General features: G+C 60.9%; 20 protein-coding genes and 1 tRNA gene. 9 read left to right on the forward strand and 12 right to left on the reverse strand.

Annotation, left to right across the window (positions count from 1 at the left end):
• Positions 1–16: 16 nt before the first annotated feature.
• The 8 genes from glgA to ACW9I6_RS03245 form a co-directional block, all read right to left on the reverse strand.
• Positions 17–1576, reverse strand: a complete 1560-nt coding sequence (gene glgA, locus ACW9I6_RS03210; RefSeq protein WP_457338886.1) for a glycogen synthase GlgA — start codon at positions 1574–1576, stop codon at positions 17–19.
• Between the two features lie 438 nt (positions 1577–2014).
• The gene (locus ACW9I6_RS03215; RefSeq protein WP_177044740.1) at positions 2015–2968 is read right to left on the reverse strand and encodes a D-2-hydroxyacid dehydrogenase family protein; all 954 of its coding nucleotides are present in this window, start codon (positions 2966–2968) and stop codon (positions 2015–2017) included.
• 26 nt (positions 2969–2994) lie between these two features.
• On the reverse strand, positions 2995–4008 hold the full coding sequence (locus ACW9I6_RS03220; protein WP_457338887.1) for an alpha/beta fold hydrolase: 1014 nt from the start codon (positions 4006–4008) through the stop codon (positions 2995–2997).
• Positions 4009–4063: 55 nt separating this feature from the next.
• Positions 4064–4495 (reverse strand): YqaA family protein, encoded by a 432-nt coding sequence (locus ACW9I6_RS03225; protein ID WP_003207548.1) that lies wholly within the window; start codon positions 4493–4495, stop codon positions 4064–4066.
• 3 nt (positions 4496–4498) lie between these two features.
• Positions 4499–4945: a DUF411 domain-containing protein gene (locus ACW9I6_RS03230; RefSeq protein WP_003207550.1), complete on the reverse strand. Its 447-nt coding sequence runs from the start codon at positions 4943–4945 to the stop codon at positions 4499–4501.
• Between the two features lie 154 nt (positions 4946–5099).
• The gene (locus ACW9I6_RS03235) at positions 5100–5555 is read right to left on the reverse strand and encodes an SRPBCC family protein (protein WP_003207553.1); all 456 of its coding nucleotides are present in this window, start codon (positions 5553–5555) and stop codon (positions 5100–5102) included.
• Between the two features lie 81 nt (positions 5556–5636).
• Positions 5637–7631, reverse strand: coding sequence for a methyl-accepting chemotaxis protein (locus ACW9I6_RS03240; RefSeq protein ID WP_087692367.1), 1995 nt, complete (start codon positions 7629–7631; stop codon positions 5637–5639).
• A gap of 165 nt (positions 7632–7796) precedes the next feature.
• Positions 7797–8792, reverse strand: coding sequence for an aldo/keto reductase (locus tag ACW9I6_RS03245; protein ID WP_457338888.1), 996 nt, complete (start codon positions 8790–8792; stop codon positions 7797–7799).
• Positions 8793–8910: 118 nt separating this feature from the next.
• On the opposite strand from ACW9I6_RS03245, the gene ACW9I6_RS03250 reads away from it, so the two are divergent.
• On the forward strand, positions 8911–9828 hold the full coding sequence (locus ACW9I6_RS03250; protein ID WP_102368898.1) for a LysR family transcriptional regulator: 918 nt from the start codon (positions 8911–8913) through the stop codon (positions 9826–9828).
• On the opposite strand, the gene ACW9I6_RS03255 is transcribed toward ACW9I6_RS03250, so the two are convergent.
• The gene (locus tag ACW9I6_RS03255; protein ID WP_457338889.1) at positions 9819–10724 is read right to left on the reverse strand and encodes an AraC family transcriptional regulator; all 906 of its coding nucleotides are present in this window, start codon (positions 10722–10724) and stop codon (positions 9819–9821) included. The two genes, ACW9I6_RS03250 and ACW9I6_RS03255, sit on opposite strands and share 10 nt — an antisense overlap.
• Before the next feature lie 102 nt (positions 10725–10826).
• Between ACW9I6_RS03255 and ACW9I6_RS03260 the strand changes: the two genes are divergently transcribed.
• The 5 genes from ACW9I6_RS03260 to ACW9I6_RS03280 are packed head-to-tail and all read left to right on the forward strand — an operon-like array spanning position 10827 to position 15254.
• Entirely contained in the window at positions 10827–11387 is a 561-nt protein-coding gene (locus ACW9I6_RS03260) for a carboxymuconolactone decarboxylase family protein (RefSeq protein ID WP_003207562.1), read from the forward strand.
• Positions 11388–11439: 52 nt separating this feature from the next.
• A complete protein-coding gene (locus tag ACW9I6_RS03265) occupies positions 11440–12501 on the forward strand; it encodes an acyl-CoA dehydrogenase family protein (RefSeq protein ID WP_003207563.1) in 1062 nt (353 codons plus the stop codon).
• Positions 12498–13301, forward strand: coding sequence for an ABC transporter ATP-binding protein (locus tag ACW9I6_RS03270; protein ID WP_457338890.1), 804 nt, complete (start codon positions 12498–12500; stop codon positions 13299–13301). The genes ACW9I6_RS03265 and ACW9I6_RS03270 overlap by 4 nt, the downstream gene beginning before the upstream one ends.
• Entirely contained in the window at positions 13288–14487 is a 1200-nt protein-coding gene (locus ACW9I6_RS03275; protein WP_010171568.1) for an ABC transporter substrate-binding protein, read from the forward strand. The genes ACW9I6_RS03270 and ACW9I6_RS03275 overlap by 14 nt, the downstream gene beginning before the upstream one ends.
• A gap of 14 nt (positions 14488–14501) precedes the next feature.
• Positions 14502–15254 carry an ABC transporter permease gene (locus ACW9I6_RS03280; RefSeq protein ID WP_172834573.1) on the forward strand — a complete coding sequence of 251 codons (753 nt, stop codon included), beginning with the start codon at positions 14502–14504 and terminating at the stop codon, positions 15252–15254.
• Positions 15255–15301: 47 nt separating this feature from the next.
• On the opposite strand, the gene ACW9I6_RS03285 is transcribed toward ACW9I6_RS03280, so the two are convergent.
• Together ACW9I6_RS03285 and ACW9I6_RS03290 are read right to left on the reverse strand one after the other, a co-directional pair.
• A complete protein-coding gene (locus ACW9I6_RS03285) occupies positions 15302–18664 on the reverse strand; it encodes a membrane-targeted effector domain-containing toxin (RefSeq protein ID WP_457338891.1) in 3363 nt (1120 codons plus the stop codon).
• A 313-nt stretch (positions 18665–18977) separates the two neighbouring features.
• Complete coding sequence (locus tag ACW9I6_RS03290) at positions 18978–19115, reverse strand: hypothetical protein (protein WP_003207572.1); 138 nt, start codon at positions 19113–19115, stop codon at positions 18978–18980.
• Positions 19116–19288: 173 nt separating this feature from the next.
• Here ACW9I6_RS03290 and ACW9I6_RS03295 point away from each other — a divergent pair, with 173 nt between their 5' ends.
• Positions 19289–19483 carry a hypothetical protein gene (locus ACW9I6_RS03295; RefSeq protein ID WP_003207574.1) on the forward strand — a complete coding sequence of 65 codons (195 nt, stop codon included), beginning with the start codon at positions 19289–19291 and terminating at the stop codon, positions 19481–19483.
• A 1-nt stretch (position 19484) separates the two neighbouring features.
• Here the strand turns inward: ACW9I6_RS03295 and ACW9I6_RS03300 are convergent, their stop codons facing one another.
• The gene (locus ACW9I6_RS03300; protein ID WP_032899365.1) at positions 19485–19862 is read right to left on the reverse strand and encodes a hypothetical protein; all 378 of its coding nucleotides are present in this window, start codon (positions 19860–19862) and stop codon (positions 19485–19487) included.
• 243 nt (positions 19863–20105) lie between these two features.
• On the opposite strand from ACW9I6_RS03300, the gene pvdQ reads away from it, so the two are divergent.
• Positions 20106–22403 carry a bifunctional acylase PvdQ gene (gene pvdQ, locus ACW9I6_RS03305; RefSeq protein WP_003207577.1) on the forward strand — a complete coding sequence of 766 codons (2298 nt, stop codon included), beginning with the start codon at positions 20106–20108 and terminating at the stop codon, positions 22401–22403.
• Positions 22404–22617: 214 nt separating this feature from the next.
• Positions 22618–22691 (forward strand) — tRNA-Cys (locus ACW9I6_RS03310).
• Positions 22692–23026: the final 335 nt, after the last annotated feature.

A 23026-nucleotide genomic window follows, 5' to 3' on the forward strand; every position in this document is an offset into this window, starting at 1 on the left:
CTATGAAGACCTCTTTTTACTGTTTCCCCGATCTTCCCAGCGCTTTCGCTACCAGTTGCTCATAAAGTTCGGCATAGGGTTCCACTGCCTGGCACCAGTTGAACGGTGCGGCCATAGCCCGGCAACGCATGGCGTTGAGCAAGCCTGGGAAGGCGAAGACCTTGAATGCGCGGCTCAGGGCCGCTTCGTAGCTTTCGACAGTGGATTCGTTGAACAGGAAACCGGTGACGCCATCCTCGATGGTGTCGGCCAGGCCGCCGGTGTTACGTGCAACCGGCAACGAGCCGAAGCGCTGGGCATACATCTGGCTCAGGCCGCACGGTTCATAACGGGACGGCATCAGCAGGAAGTCGCTGCCGGCGAACATGCGGCGCGCGTCGGTCTCGTTGAAGCCGATGCGCACGCCGATCTGGCCGGGAAAGCGCAGGGCCAGGGCACGCATGGCTTGTTCTTCTTCCGGCTCACCACGGCCGATGATCGCGATCTGGCCGCCATTTTCGACGATGAAACTGGCGACCGCCTCGGTCAGGTCCAGGCCTTTCTGGTAGACCAGGCGCGATACCACGGCGAACAGCGGGCCGGTGGAGTCGTGCAAGCCAAACAGGTTGCGCACATGGGCGGCGTTCTGTGCCTTGCCTTCCCAGTCACCAATGTTGAAAGGGTGGGTCAGGTGCGGGTCGGTGGACGACTCCCAGCTTTCATCAATGCCGTTGGGAATGCCGCTGAGCAAGCCTTGCTGGGTCTTGCTGGCGAGAAAGCCATCCAGACCGCAGCCAAATTCGGGGGTGGTGATTTCCTGGGCGTAGGTGGCGCTGACCGTGGTGATATGGCTGGAATACGCCATGCCGGCCTTGAGGAATGACAGCTTGCCGTAAAACTCCATGCCTTCTTGCTGCAAGGCGTGTTCGGGAATCCCCAGTTCCGGGCACGAGGCCAGGCTGACCACGCCCTGGTAGGCGAGGTTATGAATGGTGAACAGCGTTGGAGTGCGTGACCCACGCCAGTGCATATAGGCTGGCGCCAGGCCTGCTGGCCAGTCATGGGCGTGCACCAGGTCCGGGCACCAGTGGATCTGCGCCAGGTTGGCGGCAATATCGGCGGCGGCCAGGCCCAGGCGGGCGAAGCGGATATGGTTGTCGGGCCAGTCACGGCCGTTGTTGGCGCCGTAGGGCGTGCCTTCGCGCTCATAGAGCTCGGGGCAGATCAGCACGTAGATGACCAGGCCGTCCTTGAGGTCCATGCGTCCGATCTTGCACGGCGGCAGCGCAGCGTGGCCGCCCAGCTCGCCGATGATATGGATGGGGTTGTCGCTTTCCAGCACCTGCGGGTAGCCGGGGATCAGCACGCGCACATCGTGCAGGTGCGCCATGGCGCGGGGCAGGGCGGCGGATACGTCGCCCAGGCCGCCGGTTTTCACCAGGTCGGCCAGTTCGGAAGTGACAAACAGCACTTTTTTGCGATTGGGATTCACACGTGGGACCGGCCGCACCGTGTTGGGAAGGTCGGCCAATGAGGTCGGCCCGCCAACCGGCTGACTAAAACGCTCTCCCTGAGTATCTACAGCGGCACTGATCATAGTTCTCTCCCGAGTTCTGGTCGGCTGATGGCATATGGCAATCAGCGAAGGTTGACCGCGTCCTGCGGCCAGGCGCACAAGCGCTACACAGACTGGCAAGCCTTATGCCAGTTGTGCTGGAGTCTTAAATAGAGTGGATGGACGGGCGTTCGGTGGGAACCGTCAGCACTCGCCTTACCTTAAACCTGACCTGTGGCAGAGTTGGAAAGTTTCGATTTTTTGCGGGGTTTTTGTTTTGGATCGGACCCATCGGTCATGAGTCTAGGACAGATCCCAGAGCCTGTGGGGTCTGTGGGGTATTTTTGTAGGACAAATTTTTTTCATGAGCCCCGTAGCAGCTGTCGAGCGCGCTCCGGTTCAGGATCGGCAGTGCGCCCGACGCAGCCTCGCTGGGGCTCGACAGCTGCTACGGGGGGAGTGGGAGGTGAAATGTGTGCACTAGCTTAGTGCGCGAAGGGGCACTCCTTTGGCCCAGGCCTGGATGTCTTCGATCATCTGCTGGTAGAACTGGCGGTAGTTCTGCTCGCTGACGTACCCCACATGAGGGGTGGCCAATACGTTGGGCAACTGGCGGAATGGATGCCCGGCTGGCAGCGGCTCCTGGGCGTACACGTCCAGTGCCGCGCCCGCCAGCCGGCCATTGGCCAGGGCGTCAATCAAGGCGGCCTCATCGACAATCGGCCCGCGTGCCGTGTTCACCAGATGCGCCGAAGGTTTCATCCAGCCCAACGCTTCGGCGTCCACCAGCCCGCGGCTGCGGTCGCTGAGCACCAGGTGAATCGACAACACGTCCGCCTGTTCAAACAACTCGCGCTTGCTGACCCAGGTCACGCCGCTTTCGGCAGCGCGCTCTGGAGTAAGGTTTTCGCTCCAGGCAATCACGCGCATGCCGAAGGCCTGGCCAAATTTGGCGACCTTCTGGCCAATGCTGCCCAGCCCGAGAATCCCCAGGGTCTTGCCGTACAAATCGCCGCCCAGGCCCACTTGCCAACCCCCGGCGCGCAGGGAATTGGCTTCGGCCAGCAGGTTGCGGGTGGACGCCATGATCAGTGCCCAGGTCAGTTCCGGGGCCGCGTGCTTGTAACTGTCAGTGCCGCCTACCTGGATACCCAGGGCCTTGGCCGCAGGAATGTCGATGGCGGCGTTGCGCATGCCGCCGGTCACCAGCAACTTGAGCCTGGGCAAACCTTGCAACAGAGCCTGGTCGAAGGTGGTGCGTTCGCGCATCACGCAGATCACCTCGAAGCCCTGCAAGCGTTCGATCAGCGTGGCGGTGTCCGCCGGGTAATCGTGGAGGAAGTGCACCTGGCCGACCGACGCCAGGACTGACCAGTCCACCACGCCACTGGCCACATTCTGCCAATCATCAATCACTGCGATCTGTACCGACATTCACGCATGCCTCGAAAAAGGTTGGATTAAAGGGCGTTCAGCCCTTGCAACAGTGCCTTGTGAAACTGTGCCGGCTCTTCCATTTGCGGTGCATGGCCCAGGCCCGGGAATTCCACCAGGGTGGCGTGGGGAATCAGCTTGGCCACTTGCTTGCCCAGCACCGCGTAGTTGCCGACCTTCGCCTTGACCGCCGGTGGCGCCAGGTCTTTGCCAATGGCGGTGTTGTCGGAGGTGCCGATCAGCAGCAGGGTGGGCATCTGCAGGTCCTTGAACTCGTAGTACACCGGCTGGGTGAAGATCATGTCGTAAATCAGCGCCGAGTTCCACGCCACCTGGGTGTGGCCGGGGCCTTTGTTCATGCCGGCGAGCATATCGACCCAGCGGTCGTATTCAGGCTTCCAGCGGCCGACGTAGTAGGTGTCGAGCTCGTATTTGCGGATGCCTTCGGCGGTCAGTTTCAACTCGCGCTCGTACCATTGGTCAACGCTGCGGTAGGGCACGCCGATGGCCTTCCAGTCCTCCAGGCCAATCGGGTTTACCAGTGCAAGTTGTTCGGTTTGCTGCGGATAGAGCAGGGCGTAGCGTGTGGCAAGCATGCCGCCGGTGGAATGGCCGAGCAGGGTAGCCTTCTGAATACCAAGTTTTTCCAGGAGTTGATGGGTGTTGATCGCCAGTTGCTGGAAGCTGTACTGGTAATTGTCCGGCTTGCTGGAGGTGCAGAAACCGATCTGGTCGGGAGCGATCACCCGGTAGCCGGCGTCGCTCAGGGCCTTGATCGATTCATCCCAGGTGGCGCCGCAGAAGTTCTTGCCGTGCATCAGCACGATGCTGCGCCCGTTGGCCTTGCCTTTGGCCGGCACGTCCATGTAGCCCATCTGCAGGGATTTGCCCTGGGACTGGAAGGTGAAGTGCTCTACCGGGTACGGGTATTGGAAGCCTTGCAGCTCGGGGCCGTAGGTCGGACCTTCTTCGGCGGCGAAGGCGGGCAGGGCGCTGCCGAGCAACAGGCTGGCGACGCACAGAGAGCGGATCTTGGACATGGTTAGAGCTCCGGGAACAGTGCCCGGATGCTGTGGCGAGGGGATTAACGGGAGATTAAATCCAGTGCAGGGTGAGCATGGCCAGTACCCCGTAGCGCGCCCCTTTGGCCAGGGTCACCAGCACCAGGAACCGCCAGAACGGTTCGCGCATGACCCCGGCCACCAGGGTCAGCGGGTCACCAATGATCGGCACCCAACTGAGCAGCAACGACCAATGGCCCCAGCGCTGGTAGTGGGTACGGGCGTTTTCCAGGTGCCTGGGGCTGACCGGAAACCAGCGTCGATCCTTGAAGCGCTCGACCGAGCGGCCCAGCAGCCAGTTGACCACCGAGCCCAATACGTTGCCGGCCGTTGCAACCCCGAGCAGCAGCCACACGCTGTAATGCCCGCTGATCATCAGCCCCACCAGCACCGCCTCCGATTGCATCGGCAACAGCGTGGCGGCGCCGAAGGCGGCGAAAAACAGTCCCAGGTAACCGGCAAGCATCAATCAGCGTGCCGGATAGTCAGCCACTACCACGTCTTTGCCATCGCGGGTCAGGCCGATGACCTGATAGGCATCGCTGCTGCCGTCCATCTCCATGCCAGGCGAGCCCATGGGCATGCCCGGTGCCGCAATGCCCAGCAAGTCGTCGCGCTTGCGCAGGGCCAAGACCTGGTCGGCTGGCACATGGCCTTCGACGAACTTGCCGTCGATCACGCCGGTATGGCAAGACGCCAGGCGTGGCGCCACGCCCAGGCGCTGCTTGACCTCGCTCATGTTGCTTTCCACATGGTCGTTGACCTTGAACCCGTTGCTTTCCAGGTGGGCAATCCACTTTTTGCAGCAACCGCAGTTGGCATCACGGTGCACGTCAATCGGGATCAGCTCGGCAGCCTGGGCCAGGGTGCTCATGAGCAGGGCCGACAGTGCGGCCAGTCGCAGGGTGGTTTTCATCGTCATCTCATCGGATAAAGGGCAACAGCGGGGCATTCTCCCTGCTTTTTGGAAAAGGGTTTCCCGGGTGTGTTACGAAGTTTTACGAAAAACCGACAGCACCAGAATAACCGCCTGGTGCTGTCGGAAAACTGAGAGGGATATGACGGTTTTGTCAGGCTGGCGGGGATTCCAGGCGCTGCTTGAGCTGATCAAGGGCCTGGTTGGACAGTGCGATCATGCGCTCATGCAGGGTGGTCAGTTGCAGTTCGGTTTCATAGGTGAGGATGCGCTTGAACAGCGTGCCGTTGCCCTGTACTTGCAGCAGATAATGAATACAGCCATCGACCGCCAATGAGGTGAACGCGGTCTTGAACTCCCGCGGTCGCTGCGCAATCTGCACGCGATAGCTCATGGGAACCCGCACACCCAGCAGGTCGATGGTTTCAGTGAAACGATGACCGGCAGGCAATGAGCCGGCGATACCGGTGTCGGCGCCCAGGGATGTCGGATGCCATTCATGCCAGCGATCCGGTTGGGTAACGTAGTCGTAAACATCGTCGATAGAGGCTTGTATATAGCGTTCCTGACTGATCCGCTCCAGACGGATCGGGTGCTCAACTGCGTGCATGACACACCTCCTGTGTGGCGGAGCGAACTGTCAGAATAGTCCGGCTCCCGCGCATTGCACGGGAGCTTTCAGGCTATTTTTTCAACGCACCTTGAAGCGACCCATCAATGCAATAACCCGGCCATTGGCATCCAGCAGGCTCTGGGTGTTGTGCTCCGTGGCGTGGCCGCTTTGCACCAGCTCTTCGACCATGTGGCGGATGTGCACCATGCTGCGGTTGATTTCCTCGGTCACTGCGCTTTGCTGTTCGGCGGCGGTGGCGATCTGGGTGCTGAGGTTGTTGATATGGCTGACGGAGCCGGCCATCTCGTCCAATCCCGTGTTCACCCGGGCCGTGGCGTCAGCCGCAGACTGGCAGCTGGCCTGGGTGGCTTCCATGGCCGTCACCGAGGAACTCACGCCCGTGGTCAGGCGCGCCAGCATCTCATTGATCTGCGAGGTGCTGGCCTGGGTGCGGGCGGCGAGGGCGCGGACTTCGTCGGCCACCACCGCAAAACCCCGGCCTTGTTCGCCGGCCCGGGCGGCTTCGATGGCCGCGTTGAGTGCCAGCAGGTTGGTCTGGCCGGCGATGGCGCCGATCACGCCGAGGGTTTCGGTGATGCGGGCGGCATCCTGGCGCATGTTTTCCACGGTGTGGGTGGCGCTGGAGACCTCGCCGATCAACGCGCTGACGCTGCGGGAAGCTTCGCCGACCACCACCCGCGAACGGTCGGCGTGCTCGTTGGCGCGCTGGGTGAACGCAGCCGTTTCGGCGGCGTTCTCGGCCACGGTGTCGGCGGTGGAACTCATCTCGGTGATGGCCGTGACGGTCTGGTCGGTTTCCGAGGCATGGCGGACCAGGATCTGGTTGGTCTGGGCCGACGTCTGCTGCAATTGCGCCAGGCTCGACGACATGGCGCCGGTGGCGAGGGTCACTTCTCCAATCATGTTTTGCAGGTAGACGATAAAGCGGTTCACCGAATGGCCAATCGCCCCCAGTTCATCCTCGGCGCGGATGGTGATGCGCCGGGTCAGGTCGGCATCGCCGTTGGACAGTGCGTCGATATTGGTCTTCAGCGCGGTCATCCGGTGCACCAGCTGGCGGATGGCGTACACCGCCAACAGCACCAACAGCAGGATCATCGGGATTTGCAGCATCGCCAACGTGCCCAGTACGTCATCACGTTGGGCGGTGATCAGCGAGGTCGGCAGCGCAGTGGCGAGGAACCACGGGGTGCCTTCGATCGGGCGCATGAAGAACGTGCTGGCCACGCCCTGGTTGTCGAACTCGCTGCGTTGCAGGGTTTGATCACGATGGGCCAGGCCGGCGCTGACCTGGGCGGCAAAGGCCGAGGTGCCGGCCAATTCGCTGATGTTCTTCAACACCACGGGGCCGCTGATGCGCGTGCTGTTGCTGATGATCTTGCCGTCGCCTTCGACGATCAGCATTTGCCCGCCGAGGTCTTTTTCCTTGCTGGCCACCAGGTCATTGAAGAAACCCAGGGTCACGTCGATGGTGGCGACGCCATAGGCTGCGCCGTCACGCTGGATCGCCATCGCGCAGTTGGTGCGTGGCTCCTGGCTGGCGTCATCCTTGTAGGCCGCCGCCCAGGCGCACTGGCCGCGGGGCGAAGCGAGGCCGCCCTTGTACCAGCTCTGGTCGTAGTAGTTGGGGGCCGCGTCGCTGTTCCAGAAGGTGTTCACCGCCAGCTTGCCCGAGGCATCGCGGTGCCAGAAGGTGCTGTGCTTGTTGCGCCCCGGCGTGCGCTGGTTGGGCAGGGGCCAGATGCCGCCGCCGAACACTTTCAATTCGCCGTACTGGTCCACCAGGCCTGGCAGCACCTTGTCGATGGCGTCGCTGTCCAGCAGCGGGATGGTTTGGGTGATGCTGCGTTGCTGGGCCTGAACCTTGTTCAGCTCGCCCTGGATCTGCTCGGCCACTTCGGCAATACGATTGAGGGCCACCTGTTCTTCGGTGTGGCGCAGCTTGGGGGCCACCAACTGTCCGATGCCCACCACCGTCAAGACGAATAACAACAGGACGAACAGCACCAGGAACAGGGTGTAGCGGGCTTGGATAGAGCGCAATGAGGGCATGGGGTCGTCCTTACGAAGCGTTTATTGTGCGACGCGGCTTTGTTAGAGCTTCGAAGGGCTATCGGCTTGGGACGGGCGAGCTTGAGGCACTATCGTGCAAGAAAACCCAGGGCAGGGATTTAAGGCGCGGAGCTGGCGAGCCAGCCCCGATCCGGCGTGGCAGGATTATTTGTCCAGCATCTGCATGACCGCTTCCGGGTAGCGCAGCCCGGCTGTGGCGTTGGCCGGGAAGATCGCCTCCAGCGCCGCCAACTCGGTCGGGCTGAGCTTGACCTCCAGTGCCGCGACGTTCTCTTCCAGGTATTTGCGTTGCTTGGTCCCCGGGATCGGGATCAGGTAATCCCCTTGCGCCAGCACCCAGGCCAACGCCAGTTGCCCGGCGGTCACGCCCTTGTCGGCAGCCAGGGCTTGTACCTGTTTCACCAGCAGCAGGTTCTTCGCAAAGTTTTCACCCTGGAAACGCGGGCTGAACCGGCGATAGTCATCCGCCGCAAAGTCATCCGGGCTTTTCAGCGCGCCGGTCAGGAAGCCGCGGCCCAGTGGGCTGTAGGGCACAAACGCGATTCCCAGGCGTTGGCAGGCCGCGAGGCAACCGTTGTCTTCCTGATCACGGCTCCATAACGAATATTCGCTTTGCAGGGCGCTGATGGGATGCACCCTGTGAGCGCGCTCCAGGGTAGCCGCCGACGCTTCACTCAAGCCCAGGTAACGCACCTTGCCTTGCTTGACCAGTTCGGCCATGGCGCCAACGGTTTCTTCAATCGCCACTTCGGGGTCGATGCGGTGCTGGTAATACAGGTCCAGGGTTTCCACGCCCAGGCGCTTCAAGGTGCCGTCGATGGCCTCGCGAATGTATTCCGGGCGGCCGTTGACGCCACGCAGTGCCGGGTTCGCCGGGTCGCGCACGATGCCGAACTTGCTGGCGAGGAACACCTGGTCGCGCTTGCCGGCGATGGCTTTGCCAATCAGTTTTTCGTTGGTATGGGGGCCGTATATGTCGGCGGTGTCCAGCAGGTTGATCCCCAGTTCCAGGGCGCGGTGCAGAGTGGCGATGGCTTCGGTGGTGTCGGTGCCGGTGGTGTAGAAATCGGTCATGCCCATGCAGCCGAGGCCGATGGCGGACACCTGGGGACCGTTTTTACCGAGTTGACGTGTGTGCATGGGTCCAGCTCCTGTGTGGGAAGGCCTCCATTGTTGCCCTCGACAAAAGCGGGATAAACCGGCTAAAACCGCTATCACTATTATGAAATTCTAAATAATCCCTGAAGGAAACCGGCCCGTGGACCGTTTTAATGCGATGCGAGTGTTCGTGCGGATTGTCGAACTGGGCGGGTTTGCCAAGGCGGCTGACAGCCTGCAACTGCCGCGTGCCTCGGTGACCATCCTGATCAAGCAACTGGAGGCGCACCTGGGGGTGCAACTGTTGCAGCGCACCACACGCCAGGTCAGCCCGACCCTGGACGGTGCCGCCTACTACCAGCGTTGCGTGAGCCTGCTGGCGGACCTTGAGGAAACCGAGGCGGTATTCTCCACCAGCCGACGAAACCCGCGCGGCACGTTGCGTATCGATATGCCGTCCGGGATCGGGCGTTTCCTTGTGATTCCGGCAATGCCCGAGTTCACCACACGTTACCCGCAGATTGATCTGGAAATCGGCCTCAACGACCGCCCGGTGGACCTGATCCGCGAAGGCGTTGACTGCGTGTTGCGCGGCGGGCTGGCGCTGGACGAGTCGCTGGTGGCCCGGCCGCTGGCGATGATGGATCAGGTGACCTGCGCCAGTCCCGGCTACTTGCAGCAGTTCGGCGTGCCATCGACGCTGGATGAGTTGGCCGGCCATCAAGTGGTGGAGTATTTCTCCAGCACCAGCGGCAAACGCTATGGCCTGGAGTTTCAGATCGGCAGCGACATCCGCTTGGTCGACCTGCCCAAGCAAGTGGCGGTCAACAGTGCCGATGGTTACCTGGCGGCCTGTGAGGCGGGTTACGGCCTGGTACAGACGCCGTACTACCACGCCGTTCGCCAGTTGGAAGCGGGCACGCTGGTGGAGGTGCTGGCGCATCAGCCGCCGCCCAGGTTACCGCTGACGGCGCTGTACCCGCCGCATCGCCAGCTGTCGCAACGGGTGCGGGTGTTTGTCGATTGGCTGGTGGAGTTGTGTGCCCGGCCGGGCAATGGGTTGCAGCGTCAACCTTGAGCCTTGCGGTAGGCGCCGGGCTGGAAGCCGGTGACCTTATGGAAGGCCCGGGTAAACGCCGCCACCGATTGATAACCCACGGCGAGGGACACGTCCGCTACGGTCTGGTCCTGCTTGAACAGTTGGCAGGCGTGGCGCACACGCATCATCAGCAGCACTTGCCCCGGCGACTGCCCGCACAGTTCATTGAAGCGCTTGAAGAACGCCGAGCGCGACAGGCCGGTGCAGGCCGCCATGCTTTCCAGGGTCCAGGGCTCGGCCGGGCGTGCGATCAACTGCTCCAGCAGGTTGGCAAATGCCGGTTGCCGAGCCAGCGCCGCCAGGCCGCCGAGGTCGGTGTTGTCCAGCACCTGTTGGCGCAGCACATACAGGAACAGCAGGTGGCACAGGCGCTCCAGCAGGGCGGGCGAGGGCGCCGGCGTGCGCTCGCATTCGTGCAGGATCAGTTCGAACAGGTTGCGCGCGGCGGTCAGCGATGGATCACCGGCCCGCAGGATGATCCAGGCGGGCAGGGTGTCGACAATCATCGCCGACAGCCCGGACTGGAAGTGAAAGAACCCGCACACCAGGCCCACGCCGTCACTGGCTTGGCTGTCCAGTGGCAGCATCGGTTTGCGCGGGCATTCCTGGGCGCCGGTGGCGGTGCCATCGCTGGACAAGCGGTACGCCAGGTCCCGCAGCAGGAAGACTGCATCGCCGTTGTTCAATGGGTAAGGGGTCGGGTCGCCATCGATGTGCATCCAGCACTGCCCTTGCACCACCAGATGAAAACTCGCGCTTGCCAGGCCGTGGGTGCTGGCGTGCCAGTCGCCGCAGTAACGCCCGACGTGAAACAGGCTGGTGTTGAGTTCAAGGCTATCTAATAACCAATCGACGAGTGAACTGGACGAATTCATCTAACGGAAAGACTCTAGAGCAAGTAATCGCTACTTTAGACTATTGAGCGGATTTTTTATAACCAACAGACTTGGTACACGAATCCATGAGGAGACCACTCCATGTCCCGCGTACCGATGCTAACCCTGGAAACCGCTCCTGAGGCGGCCAAGCCCTTTCTGGAAAATGCCCTGAAGGGTTCCGGGTTCATCCCCAATCTGTTGGCGGTGCTGGCCAACGCCCCGGCAGCCCTGGAAACCTACATCACCGTGTCGGGCCTGAACGCCAAGTCTGACCTGAGCCTGGCCGACCGCGAAGTGGTGCAACTGATTGCCGCCACCAACCACGGTTGCGATTTCTGCGTCGCCGGGCACACTGCCGTAGCGCGCAACAAGGCCAAGCTGCCGGAAGACGTGATCGACGCCCTGCGCCAGCGCGGTGAACTGCCCAACGAGCGTTATGAGACACTGGCAGCGTTCACCCGTGAAGTGATCGCCACCCGCGGTGATGTCAGCGACGCCGGCTACACCGCGTTCCGTGAGGCAGGCTACACCGACGGTCATGCCCTTGAGGTTATTCTGGGTGTGAGCCTGGCCACCCTGTGCAACTTCGCCAACGTGTTTGCCCGTACCCCGTTGAATCCGGAACTGGCGCAATACCGTTGGGAAAAACCGGCTAGCTGAAGGCGCGCAAGCGTTCGCGATGGTAAACATGCTGCAACAAGGAGAAACATGAATGCTTGACCCAATCTTGAGCCGCTGGCTCGATGTTCAAGCGCAGGCCCTGGATGTGGGCAGTTGCGATCCGCAGGAAGTGCTGCCACGGCTGGCAGAGGCCAATGTATTACGTATCGGTGTGCCCAAGGACCTCGGTGGCCTGGGCGGCGATGTCACCGGCGCGGTGGAAGCTATCGCCGATGTGGCGAGCCATTCCCTGGCGTCGGCATTTGTATGCTGGGGCCAACGCTCGTTTATCGAATACCTGCTGCAAAGCCCGAACCAGCGCCTGCGCGAGCAACTGCTGCCGGACCTGCTGAGCGGCAAGCTGGCCGGGGCGACCGGGCTGTCCAACGCGATGAAGTTTTTGTCTGGCATCGAGTCGCTGCAAATCAGCGCCGAGCCGACCGACGACGGCTGGAACCTCAATGGCCGCCTGCACTGGGTGACCAACCTGCGCAAGAATGGGTTTGTGGTGGCTGCCGCCATCGAGCATGCCCAGGGCGGCGCGCCGTTTATCCTGGCGATCCCGGACTCGGTGTCCGGGCTGCAACGTTCCCGTGACCTGGAACTGTTGGGTCTGCAATCGAGCAATACCGCAGCCCTCGGCTTTGAAGCCGTGGAACTGAGCCGCGACTGGTTGTTGCATGAGGATGCACGCAAGTTCCTGCCGGCCGTGCGCCCGGCGTTTCTGGGCTTGCAATGCGGCATGTCCATCGGCCTGGCGCGGCGCTCGCTGGCGGAGGTGGCCAATCACCTGGGCTCCAGCCGCACCGTATTGCGTGAAGAGCTGGAAGTGTTGCGTACCTCCTTGGAACAGGCGGTCAACGACCTGAAGAAAGGCCTGCTGGCCGGCCGCTTCGGCACTGAGCCGGTACCGTTGTTCCGCCTGCGCATCGCCCTTGCGGAAATCGCTGCCAGCGCTGTGCAACTGGAGCTGCAAGCCAGCGGCGGCAAGGCCTACCTGACGGCCCACGGCAGCGGTTTTGCCCGGCGCTGGCGCGAGTCGGCGTTTGTGCCGATCGTGACCCCGAGCCTGGTGCAGTTGCGCACCGAGTTGAACCGTCAGGCCAATCTATGAACCAGGCGGTATTGCACGCCCAGGGAATTTGCCTGGGCTATGGGGGCAATTCGGTGCTGGAAGGTTTCGACCTGCAATTGCAGCCCGGCGAAGTGGTGTCGATCCTTGGCCCCAGCGGCGTTGGCAAGTCCAGCCTGCTACGGGTGCTCGCCGGTTTGCAAGCGCCCCAGGGCGGCAGCATCCGCCTGTTGGGCGAGCCGTTGAATGGCCCGCACCCGCGCGTGGCGGTGGCGTTCCAGGACCCCAGCCTGCTGCCGTGGCTGAGCCTGGAAAAGAACGTCGCCTTCGGCCTGGACTTTGCCCGCCAGCCGCACCTCAGCCCTGAAGAACGTCGCAGCCGCGTCGACCATGCGATCCACGCCGTAGGCCTGGAACACGCCCGCCAGCAATTCCCGGCGGCGCTGTCCGGCGGCATGGCCCAGCGCACGGCGCTGGCCCGTTGCCTGGCCCGCCAGCCGCAGGTATTGCTGCTGGACGAGCCCTTCGGTGCCCTGGATGAAGTGACCCGCGCCGACATGCAGCACCTGCTGCTCAAGGTCAATCGCGAGCAAGGTTCGGCGGCGGTGCTGATCACCCACGATATCGACGAAGCGCTGCTGTTGTCCGACCGGATTCTGCTACTGGGTAACCGCCCGGCGCAGACCCTCGGCGAATGGCGCATCGACTTGCCGCAACCGCGGGAAGAACAGGTGGAAGCCATTGGCACCCTGCGCATCGAAATTCTCAAAACCCTACGGCGGGCGAGCCGCACTGACCCCCAACCCCCTGAACTGCTGGAGCCTTGCCATGTGTCTGGATGACCTCACTCACTCGCGCCGTGACTTTCTCAAACTCTCGGCCGTGCTCAGTGCCGCCGGAGCCTTGCCATTGCTGAGCAGCTTGCAGGCCCGGGCGGCCAGTGAGCCGGACGCACCGGTACGCATCGGCTATTTGCCGATCACCGACGCCACGCCGTTGCTGGTGGCCCACAACAATGGCCTGTTCGAGGCCGAAGGCATCAAGGCCGAGCGCCCGGTGCTGCTGCGCAGTTGGGCCCAGGTGATCGAGGCGTTCATTTCCGGGCAGGTCAACGTGATTCACCTGCTGTCGCCGATGACCGTATGGGCGCGGTATGGCAGCAAGGTCCCGGCCAAGGTCGTGGCCTGGAACCATGTGGGTGGCTCGGGCTTGACCGTGTCGCCGGGCATTACCGACGTGAAGCAACTGGGCGGCAAGTCGGTGGCGATTCCGTTCTGGTACTCGATTCACAACGTGGTGGTGCAGCAGTTGTTCCGCGACAACGGCCTGACCCCGGTGGCCCGTGCCGCCGGCAGTGCGATTGCCGCCAACGAGGTCAACCTGATCGTGTTGCCGCCCTCGGACATGCCGCCGGCCCTGGCCAGCAAGCGCATCGACGGCTACATCGTCGCCGAGCCATTCAACGCCCTGGCGGAAAACCTCAACGTGGGCCGTGTACAGCGCTTTACCGGCGATGTGTGGCGCAACCATGCGTGCTGCGTGGTGTTCATGCACGAGCACGACCTGACCAACCGCCCGGAATGGTCGCAGAAGGTGGTGAATGCGATCGTCAAGGCCCAGGTCTGGACCCGTGACAACCGTGAAGAGGCGGTGAAGCTGCTGTCCAAGGACGGCGAGAACCGCTACACCCCGCATGCCGAACCGGTGCTGCGCAAAGTCCTGGCGCCGGCTGCCAGCGACCGTGCGGCTTACCTGGCTGACGGCGCGATCCAGCACGCCAACTGGGACGAGCACCGCATCGACTTCCAGCCGTATCCATTCCCCAGCTACACCGAGGAACTGGTACGCCGCCTGAAAGACACGCTGATCGAGGGCGACAAGAAATTCCTCGCCGACCTGGACCCCGCGTTTGTCGCCAAGGACCTGGTGGACGACCGCTTCGTGCGCAATGCGATCGCGGCGGTGGGCGGCATGAAGACCTTCGGCTTGCCTGAGGGCTTTGAGCGAAACGAGGAGATTGGCGTTTGAACAACGGCAAAACCTTGGGGTTGCCGGGCTGGTTGCTTGGCTTGAGCGGGTTGGCGGGGTTGTTGTTGCTCTGGTGGCTGGGGGTGAAGGTCTTTGGCAGCGCGGACGGTTTGTCTGCGCGGTTTTCGCTGTCGGCGACCCTCGCCAGCCTGTGGGAGTTGCTGGGCCGCAGCGAGCTGTACCTGAACATAGCCGTGAGCCTCAAGCGGATCTTCGTCGGGCTGTTCCTGGCATTGCTGATTGGTGTACCGCTGGGCTTGCTGGTGGGTAGTTCGCGCAAGCTGGAGGCGGCGACCACGCCGGCGTTCCAGTTTCTGCGGATGATCTCGCCGCTGTCGTGGATGCCCATCGTGGTGATGTTGATGGGCGTGGGCGACCAGCCGATCTACTTCCTGCTGGCGTTCGCAGCGGTGTGGCCGATTCTGCTGAATACGGCGGCGGGTGTGCGTCAGCTCGATCCGCGCTGGTTGCAACTGAGCAAGAGCCTGAGCGCCACGCGCTGGGAAACCTTGCGCCGGGTGATTATTCCCGGGGTGATGGGGCACGTGCTGACCGGCGTGCGCCTGGCCATCGGGATCCTGTGGATCGTGCTGGTGCCGTGCGAGATGCTCGGGGTCAGTGCCGGGCTGGGTTATTACATCCTCGACACTCGCGACCGGCTGGCCTACTCGGAGCTGATGGCGATGGTGCTGCTGATCGGCTTGTTGGGGTTTGCCCTGGATGCGTTTGCGCGCTGGTTGCATCAGCGCTGGGTGCATGGAGGGTGAACACCTCATGCAAAGGCTCGGAGGCTTTCCGGGCCTTTGCGATGTGCTCAGGGTTTCACGTAGATGCGCAGGTCGCCTGGAATATCGTTGGGCTGTAATGGCCGGTTCGGGTCTGGCGCAGGGTTTTTTGCTTTAAGCCCGATGCTGCTGTGGGTCATGTTCCTGTTGTCAAAAACCCCGATGCCGATGCTTTCCGTCAGTTCCGCCAGGCCCGGAACACCTTCGGAGGTGTTCATGTGCGCGCTCCCCACTAACGCGACCCACTTTTCGGTGCCCGAGTTTGCCTGGATGGTTTCCGCAGCGTAGTAGTTGAACTCCTTGAGCCGCTTTTCAGAGTTGACGCCAGTGCGGGTGCGATCACGGGATTTGTCGTGTCTATGTCGCGTCAGATAATAGTGATCGAGGGGTAAAAGCTCTATTCCATTGTCTTCAAATTTTTTCTTGAGTTGCTCCAGTGTTGGATTCGTGCGGCGAGTGTTGCTGTTTCCGAGCATTCCGATTCCATCATCAACGGGGCCACCGATGTAGTCGATATACCCTTCGAAGTAGACTTTTTTTACACCCTGGTTTTTTAGCGTATCGACGTTGTCGAACAGCATTTTAAAGCTGGCCATCTGCGAGTGAGACTCTCCAAACACCACGCCGTTTGATGCTTTCAATGCCTTTGTGATCAGATCGGCTGCGGGGATCGGTACGGGAACATCGGGGATTGTAGGGCGCGGCGGAAGGCCTCCGTCTTTTATCGCATCGTAATAATCCTCCATTTCCACCCGAAACTTATCCAGCGTTGCCTGGCGTGTGTCGGATTTGAAATGGGATGATTCGAGCTTGCCTTTCAAACTTTCCACGTATTGGCCCTCGGGTAACGGCTTCCTGATTGGAGGTGGGCGGTTGACGGTGTTTATCGGGTTAAACCGGTGAGTGCTCTTGCTCGAAGAGGCATAGGCGTTGGGGGAGGGCTCCAGCGTATCAGCGCTACTGAGCGCTTGCAGGGGGCTGCCGTATGGCTGGTGCTTTTGTGCGTCGAAAGCGTACCACTTGCCCTTGATCTGCACCGCGCTGCCCTCGACCGTCTGCTCGCCCATCTGGAATGAGCCGGTAGCGGCTGCGTCATATCGATTACCGGCGGCGGCGAGCTCCCGACTGTTTGCAGTGCCCTTGAGTGTTTTTAAACCCTGGGTGGCTGCGCTTGCGCCGTCGATGGCGAGTTTTCCCGCGCCGACTACCAGGTCGCCAAGTCCGCTCAGCGGATTGAGTTCCGAGAGTGCGGTAACCCCGAAAATCTTGCTCAGCTTGAGGGCTTTGCTGGCCGCGCTGCTGGCAGTGCTCAGGGTTTTTCCGACCTTCGCGGCGACGCCTGCACCTGCCGTGAGAAAGCCGAACGCATCAAATGCCAGGTCAGAGAACCCATCTTTATAGTTGCCATTACTGAAGTTGACGATGGCCGACCTGAGCGGAACAAGGTCGAGAAAAAAGTTGCCGATGGTGCTGGCGACCGTCCTTCTATGCTCATCCGGCGTACTTCCGGCCGCTTGTTGCCTGAAGGTTTCCAGATCGAGCCCCTCGACGATTGAATCCGCAAGGTACTCCGCCCGGAAATTCCTGAACAGGTTGGGATTGGATCCCTCGAGCGGGTTCTCTTGCTTTATATAGTCGCGCTTGGCATCGAAGGTGGAGAACTCTTCTATTCGGGTTACTTCGTTGGCGATCTTCTGGTCCTGGCGCGTGATAACTGCGTTGCTGACTTTCCTGATGCTGCCTTTTTCGGTATCGAACTCATAGGTGGACGGCTTGTTCTGGTGTTTTGTGGTGACCAGTATTTTTTTGCTTGTATGGAAGAGGGTTTCTCCCGCGAATGGTGTCCAGCTGACTCTGTAGGATTTTTCTTTGTAGAAGTTCAGCTTTCCTAACCGCAAGTTTTCTTTGTCCTCCGGTGGAAGGTTGGCGAGGGCGTTCAAGATGGAATATTTCTTGACGGTTTTATAGTCGCTTATGGTCTGGCTGATGGCTTTGTCAAAGGTGTCGGGGACTTTAAAGCCGGGGCCATGGGTAAAGGTGGCGAAGGCATCAAGGTCGACGCCATGCGTTCCAGGTTTGAGCTCCCAGTCTGATGCCGTTATTTTCTCGCCTTGCATGGTCAGGTCCAGCATGGAATAAGGGCCGCGAGTGGGGATCGTCTTGTTGGCGGTTTTGTTGGGCTTGAGCAACACCTTCTCTTCAAAGGGGACGCCTTCGCCAAATTTTTCCTTGAGCAGGTCCAGCGCCATCTGCTTGCGGCTGGGCATCGGGGTGTCAAGCAAGCCGGAGGCGTGTTTCAGCTTGCCCGATTGATAGTTGAACGCGTCCATGGCGGTATCAATGTCTGGTTTTTCGTAAAGCGTGTCGTCTTTCGCCTCAAGCACCCCATTGACCACGGCCCAGTCCAACAATGCCGCAGTTTGGGCAGCTTCGGGCGCGGGCCCACTTGAGTCGGCGGCGATCATCACTTCGGCAAAACTCATGTTCGCTACGCTGCCAGGGGACCTGGCTTCGATGGCGGCCGCCGCGATGCACAGGTTGGCCCAGGCCAGGCTGCCGTAGACCACGCTGTCGGGAATATCCTTGATCAGCAACTGCGGCGCCGCCCGCATCAACAGCAGATGCGTACCCAGCGAGGCGTTGGCAGGTGAGGTTTTGCCGGTATCACTCAAGTGCTCGCGCAGGCTGGCGACGATCGCCGAGGTGGGTTTGCCCCAATATTGTTTATGTGACAGGTCGAATCCGGCCACTTTGTTGCGATGCGGTTGGGTGATGGATTCCTGATCCAGATCGAGGTTGATGGCTGCCAGTACGTGATCATTCACACTGCTATCAGTCGGAATGCTCTCCAGTTTGGTCTGCAAGGCCTCTCCCAGCGCCTGGCCTCGGGGGGAACGGATGAGGGCTTCCAGCGTTTTGGCCGGATCGCTCGAGGCGTCGCTGGAGAGCGGCAGGTTACCGTTCAGAAACTCCAGGAGCCCCCGCTGCTGGCTTGCTTGCTGAACATCCGGAGGGCCAGCGGCATGTTCTCTGGCGGCGGTGAGCAGTTCGTTCTGCTGAGGTGTGCTCAAGGGCAGGGGCCAGGACAAGGCGCCGCCCAGATTTCCCCATGGATGGGGGTGGGAACGTGTCAGCGATGTGCGCGCCAGGGTCAGCAGCTCATCATGGGTGGTTGGCTCGGGCAGGCCCATAGCCTTGAGAAAGTTTGCAAGACTCACGGCGTTAGCACTATTTGGGGGGTAAGAAGAGTTGGGCGCGAGGTCCATCAGCGTGCTTCCCAGCGCAGATCGCACCACCAGAAACGGCGCGTTCGGTCCTGCCAACGTGGCGACATGAGTGAGCTGCTGCGCCAGTGCCTGCCAGTTTTTTCGGTCAGCCAGCGCGGTCTCCAAGGCTTTCGGGCCATTGGGGGGCGGTGTGTCAGCCGCGGGGTCCGGAATGTCCGTTGCGCTTTGCAATATTTCATCGGGGTATGACGGTATATCGGGGAGTGGTATCGGAGGAGGGGGCGGTGGTGGGTATGCAGTGGAGGAAGGAACCGAGTTGCTGACTATCATCGTGAACACCTTTAGGCACGCTCATTCAGGAATGCGCCTTTCAGGAAAACCTCCCTGCTTCCTGGACGCTCTTGCTGAGTGTCGGAAGCAGGGGGAATGGCTCCGCCTGTAAAGTGTTCAAGATGTCAGAAAATGTACGGATGACCGATCAGCGATGGTAATACCCCGGTCCGCCTTCGCTGTAGCGATGGTCATGCCAACCGCCGCCGCCGTGGGGGAAAATAATGCAGCCGCTCATGCTCAACATGATTAGCAAGGGAATCAGCAGTGTGATTCGACGAAGCATTTCAAAATCCTCTAGGGTGCTCTCAGGTTCAATCAGGCGTTGGGCAAGCCAAAGTTTTTCATCGCCTGTAACATGAGACCCCGCCGACCCCAATCCATCCCCGCTAACAGGTATGTGCTTGGTGTGGTAGTCGATACAAAGTGGACACAATTTTTTAGCTTCAGGAACCCGTCATGACCCAAAAGCAACGTTTGAAATACTCGATTCTGATCTCCCTGCTGGTGCTGGGGACGATGTTTGGCCTGTCCTACTTGCAGAACAACGGGGTCATCAGCGAAAAGACGTTCCAGTACATCGCGATTGCGGTAGCGGTAACCGTGGTGGTGATCAACGGTGTGATGCGTCGCAAGGTCAAGCCCAACCTTTGAGTCAGGCCCGGCCTTCCAGGACTTTGGCAGCCTGCTCGTGCAGGCTGTAGCTCTTGTCGGCGTTCAGGGTGATCACGCCTTCGGTGCACAGGCGCTTGAGCACCTCGCGCACACTGAGAAACGACAACGGGATGCCCAGCTCCAGCAAATGGCTGTGCACGCCCCGCACGCCGAGGGTGCGCTGGTTGTCGGCGGCGGTCAGCAGGGCGTCGATGACCTTCAGCCGGATCAGGCTGGTGCGCAGGCCAAAGCATTTGAGCAAATGACGAATACGCTGGTTGCCATGTTCCGGCGCCTTGCCGAACGCCTGGTTGCCGGTGGCAAAACCTCCGTCATGCATGGGTGAGTGTCCTTCCGTGGGCAGTTGCGAGTTGTACATGCAGAAACTCCTTATCAGAGCCTGATCAGGAAAATGATGGCGCTCTTAGTTAATAAGACGTACGAGCTGCACAAATCATGAAGCGGGGGATGTAGAAATTTTGTCGGTAACATCCTGGAGACATACCGACCTGTCCGAATAAACGCCTGCGGCTGCTAAAATTATTCCCGGTATTTACGTCTTAACTGAGGTGTTGGCGAAGCTGTCCCTCGTCGCGGTGTTTAATTTGGCTGTGGAGTCTGCGTGATTATTTCCAACGGGTTGTTCAGGATGTGTGTGGCAGGGGCGTTGCTGGGGCTGAGTCTTTCGGCCACGGCGCGGGTGCAGGAGCAACAGGCCACCGCCGAGATCCGTCGCACCAGCTTTGGTGTCCCGCATATCCGGGCCAACGATGAGCGTGGGCTGGGTTTCGGCATCGGTTATGCCTATGCCCAGGACAACCTGTGCCTGCTGGCCAATGAAGTGGTGACGGTCAATGGCGAGCGTGCCAGGTACTTTGGTCCCGAACAGGCGACCCTGGAAGGGCGTAACAACCTTGCCAACGACGTGTTCTTCACCTGGCTGAACACCCCCCAGGCCGTTGCGGCATTCTGGAAAGCCCAGCCCCCGGCGATGCAGCAGCGCATTGAAGGGTATGTTGCCGGTTACAACCACTACCTCAAGGAGCGCACTGCCCAGGGTTTGCCGGCGCAGTGCCAGGCGGCCTGGGTACGGCCGATCACGGCCGAAGACCTGGTCAAGCTGACCCGCCGGCTGCTGGTGGAAGGTGGCGTCGGGCAATTTGCCGAGGCCCTGGTGGGGGCCACGCCGCCCAACACCGTCGCCCAGGTGGACAGCAAGGCGTTTGAGGTCGCGGCGGCCAACCAGCAACGTTTCGCCCTGGACCGTGGCAGCAACGCGGTGGCGGTGGGGCGTGACCGTTCGTTCAACGGCCGCGGCATGCTGCTGGCCAACCCGCATTTTCCGTGGGTGGGCGGCATGCGTTTCTACGAGATGCACCTGACCATCCCCGGCCAGCTGGATGTGATGGGCGCTGCGTTGCCGGGCCTGCCGGTGATCAATATCGGCTTCAACCAGCACGTTGCGTGGACGCACACCGTTGATACGTCCAAGCACTTCACCCTGTATCGCCTGACTCTGGACCCCAAGGACCCGACTCGCTATTTGCTGGACGGCAAGTCCGTGCCCATGGATAAAACCACGATCAAGGTAGCGGTAAAAACTGCCGACGGCGGTACCCGGGAACAGTCCCGCACGGTCTACAGCTCGCAGTTCGGCCCCATCGTGCAATGGCCGGGCAAACTCGACTGGGACGCCAAATATGCCTTCAGCCTGCGGGATGCCAACCTGGGCAACGACCGTGTGCTGCAACAGTGGTACGCGATGAACCGCGCAGCGAACCTCAAGGAACTGCAAACCTCGGTACACACCCTGCAAGGTATCCCGTGGGTCAACACGGTGGCAGCGGATGACCAGGGTCAAAGCCTGTACATGAACCTGTCGGTGGTGCCGAACGTCAGCGCGAAAAAGCTCGCACAGTGCAGTGACCCACGGGTCGGGCTGCAATTCATCATGCTCGACGGCTCTCGCAGCGCCTGCGCCTGGGACGTGGACCCGCGTGCCGCCCAGGCCGGGATCTTCCCCGCCGAGCAACTGCCGCAACTGGAGCGCACCGACTACGTGCAGCACTCCAATGACTCGGCCTGGCTGGTCAACCCCAAGGCACCCTTGACCGGGTTCTCGCCCGTTATCAGCCAGGACAAGATCGGCTTGGGCCCGCGTGCGCGCTTTGCCTTGCAACGCTTGCAGGAGCTCGACAAGCAACCGATCAAGGTCGCCGACCTGCAGAATATGGTCATGGACAACCAGGTGTATCTTGCCAGCCAGGTGATGCCGGACTTGCTGAAGTTCTGCGCGGGTGCCGATGCCAGCGTGAAATCGGTGTGCGACAGCCTGAAAAACTGGGACCAGCGCGCCAACCTCGACAGCGGCCTGGGCCTGGTGCACTTCATCAACCTGGCGGAGCAACTGGCGCAAGCGCCGGACGCGTGGAAGGTGGGTTTCGATCCGGCACAACCCCTGACCACACCACGTGGGCTGGCGGTCGATCGGGCAAACGTGGCCAAGGCGCTGCATGAAGCGATGCTTGCATCAGCTGCTGACGTGGCCAAGCGCGGGCTGACGGCGGACAGCCGCTGGGGTGATATTCAGGTCTCGGGCCAGACACCGATCCACGGCGGCCCGCAAGAGCTGGGCGTTTATAACGCCATGCAAAGCGTGCCTCGGGCCGATGGCAAGCGCGAGGTAGTCAGCGGCAGCAGTTACCTGCAGATCGTGACGTTCGACGAGAAGGGGCCCAATGCCGAAGGTGTGCTGGCATTCTCCTTGTCCAGCGACCCCGCGTCGAAATACTTCAAGGACCAGACCCAGGCGTTTTCCGAGAAAAAACTCAGCCCGCTGCCGTTTACCGAACAGCAGATCAAGGCGGACCCGCAGTACCAATTGCAGGTTATCCGTGACAAGGAAGAAGCCGGGAGGTAGGGTAGCCCACCAGGAATACCTGCCCCTTGAGAGAATATTTTTTGAAATCAAGGGGTTGCAAGCCCTGGCAAATGAGTACATAATTGCGCCCATCGAACGCACTGAAGCATTAAAAACTTCAATGTTTTCAATGAGATAGAGTAGAGGCAGGCTTCACATAGCCCACTCAAGTTTGTATGCGGTGAATGTCGGTTGTAAGGCATTGATCGTTTGAGGCCGAGTAGCAAAATGGTTATGCAGCGGATTGCAAATCCGCCTACGCCGGTTCGATTCCGACCTCGGCCTCCACTCTTAGAAACCCCGTAGATTAACGTCTACGGGGTTTTTTATTGAGCTCGAAAAAAGAGCCGCCCCCCGGATCTTTTCCATTTTGTCGTTTAGCGATAGCTCCAACGCAGACATCAATCTTCTTTGCGGTCTTCGGTCGGCGTCCATGAATTGACCCCGGCAATTCCTTCCACGACTAGGGTACCAGCGCCCTGGCTCCCCAGCCAATCTCGGTCAGACGCTGTTCTTGAATCTCCTTTCTGAGGCATGTCAATATCCTTGTGTCCAAAAAAAGGAGTGTGCGGATGAGTGCTTACTGGAGTGAGGTTGCTGACAGACCTTCGCGCTTCATCAGC

It is taken from the genome of Pseudomonas sp. SDO5522_S412 (assembly GCF_054071215.1).

Coding starts and splice junctions, on each gene's coding strand:
- ACW9I6_RS03215 (WP_177044740.1), bottom strand. CDS start 2,968: ATGTCGGTACAGATCGCAGTGATTGATGATTGGCAGAATGTGGCCAGT.
- ACW9I6_RS03260 (WP_003207562.1), top strand. CDS start 10,827: ATGTCCCGCGTACCGATGCTAACCCTGGAAACCGCTCCTGAGGCGGCC.
- ACW9I6_RS03295 (WP_003207574.1), top strand. CDS start 19,289: ATGACCCAAAAGCAACGTTTGAAATACTCGATTCTGATCTCCCTGCTG.
- ACW9I6_RS03290 (WP_003207572.1), bottom strand. CDS start 19,115: ATGCTTCGTCGAATCACACTGCTGATTCCCTTGCTAATCATGTTGAGC.
- ACW9I6_RS03230 (WP_003207550.1), bottom strand. CDS start 4,945: ATGAAAACCACCCTGCGACTGGCCGCACTGTCGGCCCTGCTCATGAGC.
- ACW9I6_RS03245 (WP_457338888.1), bottom strand. CDS start 8,792: ATGCACACACGTCAACTCGGTAAAAACGGTCCCCAGGTGTCCGCCATC.
- ACW9I6_RS03235 (WP_003207553.1), bottom strand. CDS start 5,555: ATGCACGCAGTTGAGCACCCGATCCGTCTGGAGCGGATCAGTCAGGAA.
- glgA (WP_457338886.1), bottom strand. CDS start 1,576: ATGATCAGTGCCGCTGTAGATACTCAGGGAGAGCGTTTTAGTCAGCCG.
- ACW9I6_RS03300 (WP_032899365.1), bottom strand. CDS start 19,862: ATGTACAACTCGCAACTGCCCACGGAAGGACACTCACCCATGCATGAC.
- ACW9I6_RS03270 (WP_457338890.1), top strand. CDS start 12,498: ATGAACCAGGCGGTATTGCACGCCCAGGGAATTTGCCTGGGCTATGGG.
- ACW9I6_RS03240 (WP_087692367.1), bottom strand. CDS start 7,631: ATGCCCTCATTGCGCTCTATCCAAGCCCGCTACACCCTGTTCCTGGTG.
- ACW9I6_RS03255 (WP_457338889.1), bottom strand. CDS start 10,724: ATGAATTCGTCCAGTTCACTCGTCGATTGGTTATTAGATAGCCTTGAA.
- ACW9I6_RS03225 (WP_003207548.1), bottom strand. CDS start 4,495: ATGCTTGCCGGTTACCTGGGACTGTTTTTCGCCGCCTTCGGCGCCGCC.
- ACW9I6_RS03265 (WP_003207563.1), top strand. CDS start 11,440: ATGCTTGACCCAATCTTGAGCCGCTGGCTCGATGTTCAAGCGCAGGCC.
- ACW9I6_RS03275 (WP_010171568.1), top strand. CDS start 13,288: ATGTGTCTGGATGACCTCACTCACTCGCGCCGTGACTTTCTCAAACTC.
- ACW9I6_RS03220 (WP_457338887.1), bottom strand. CDS start 4,008: ATGTCCAAGATCCGCTCTCTGTGCGTCGCCAGCCTGTTGCTCGGCAGC.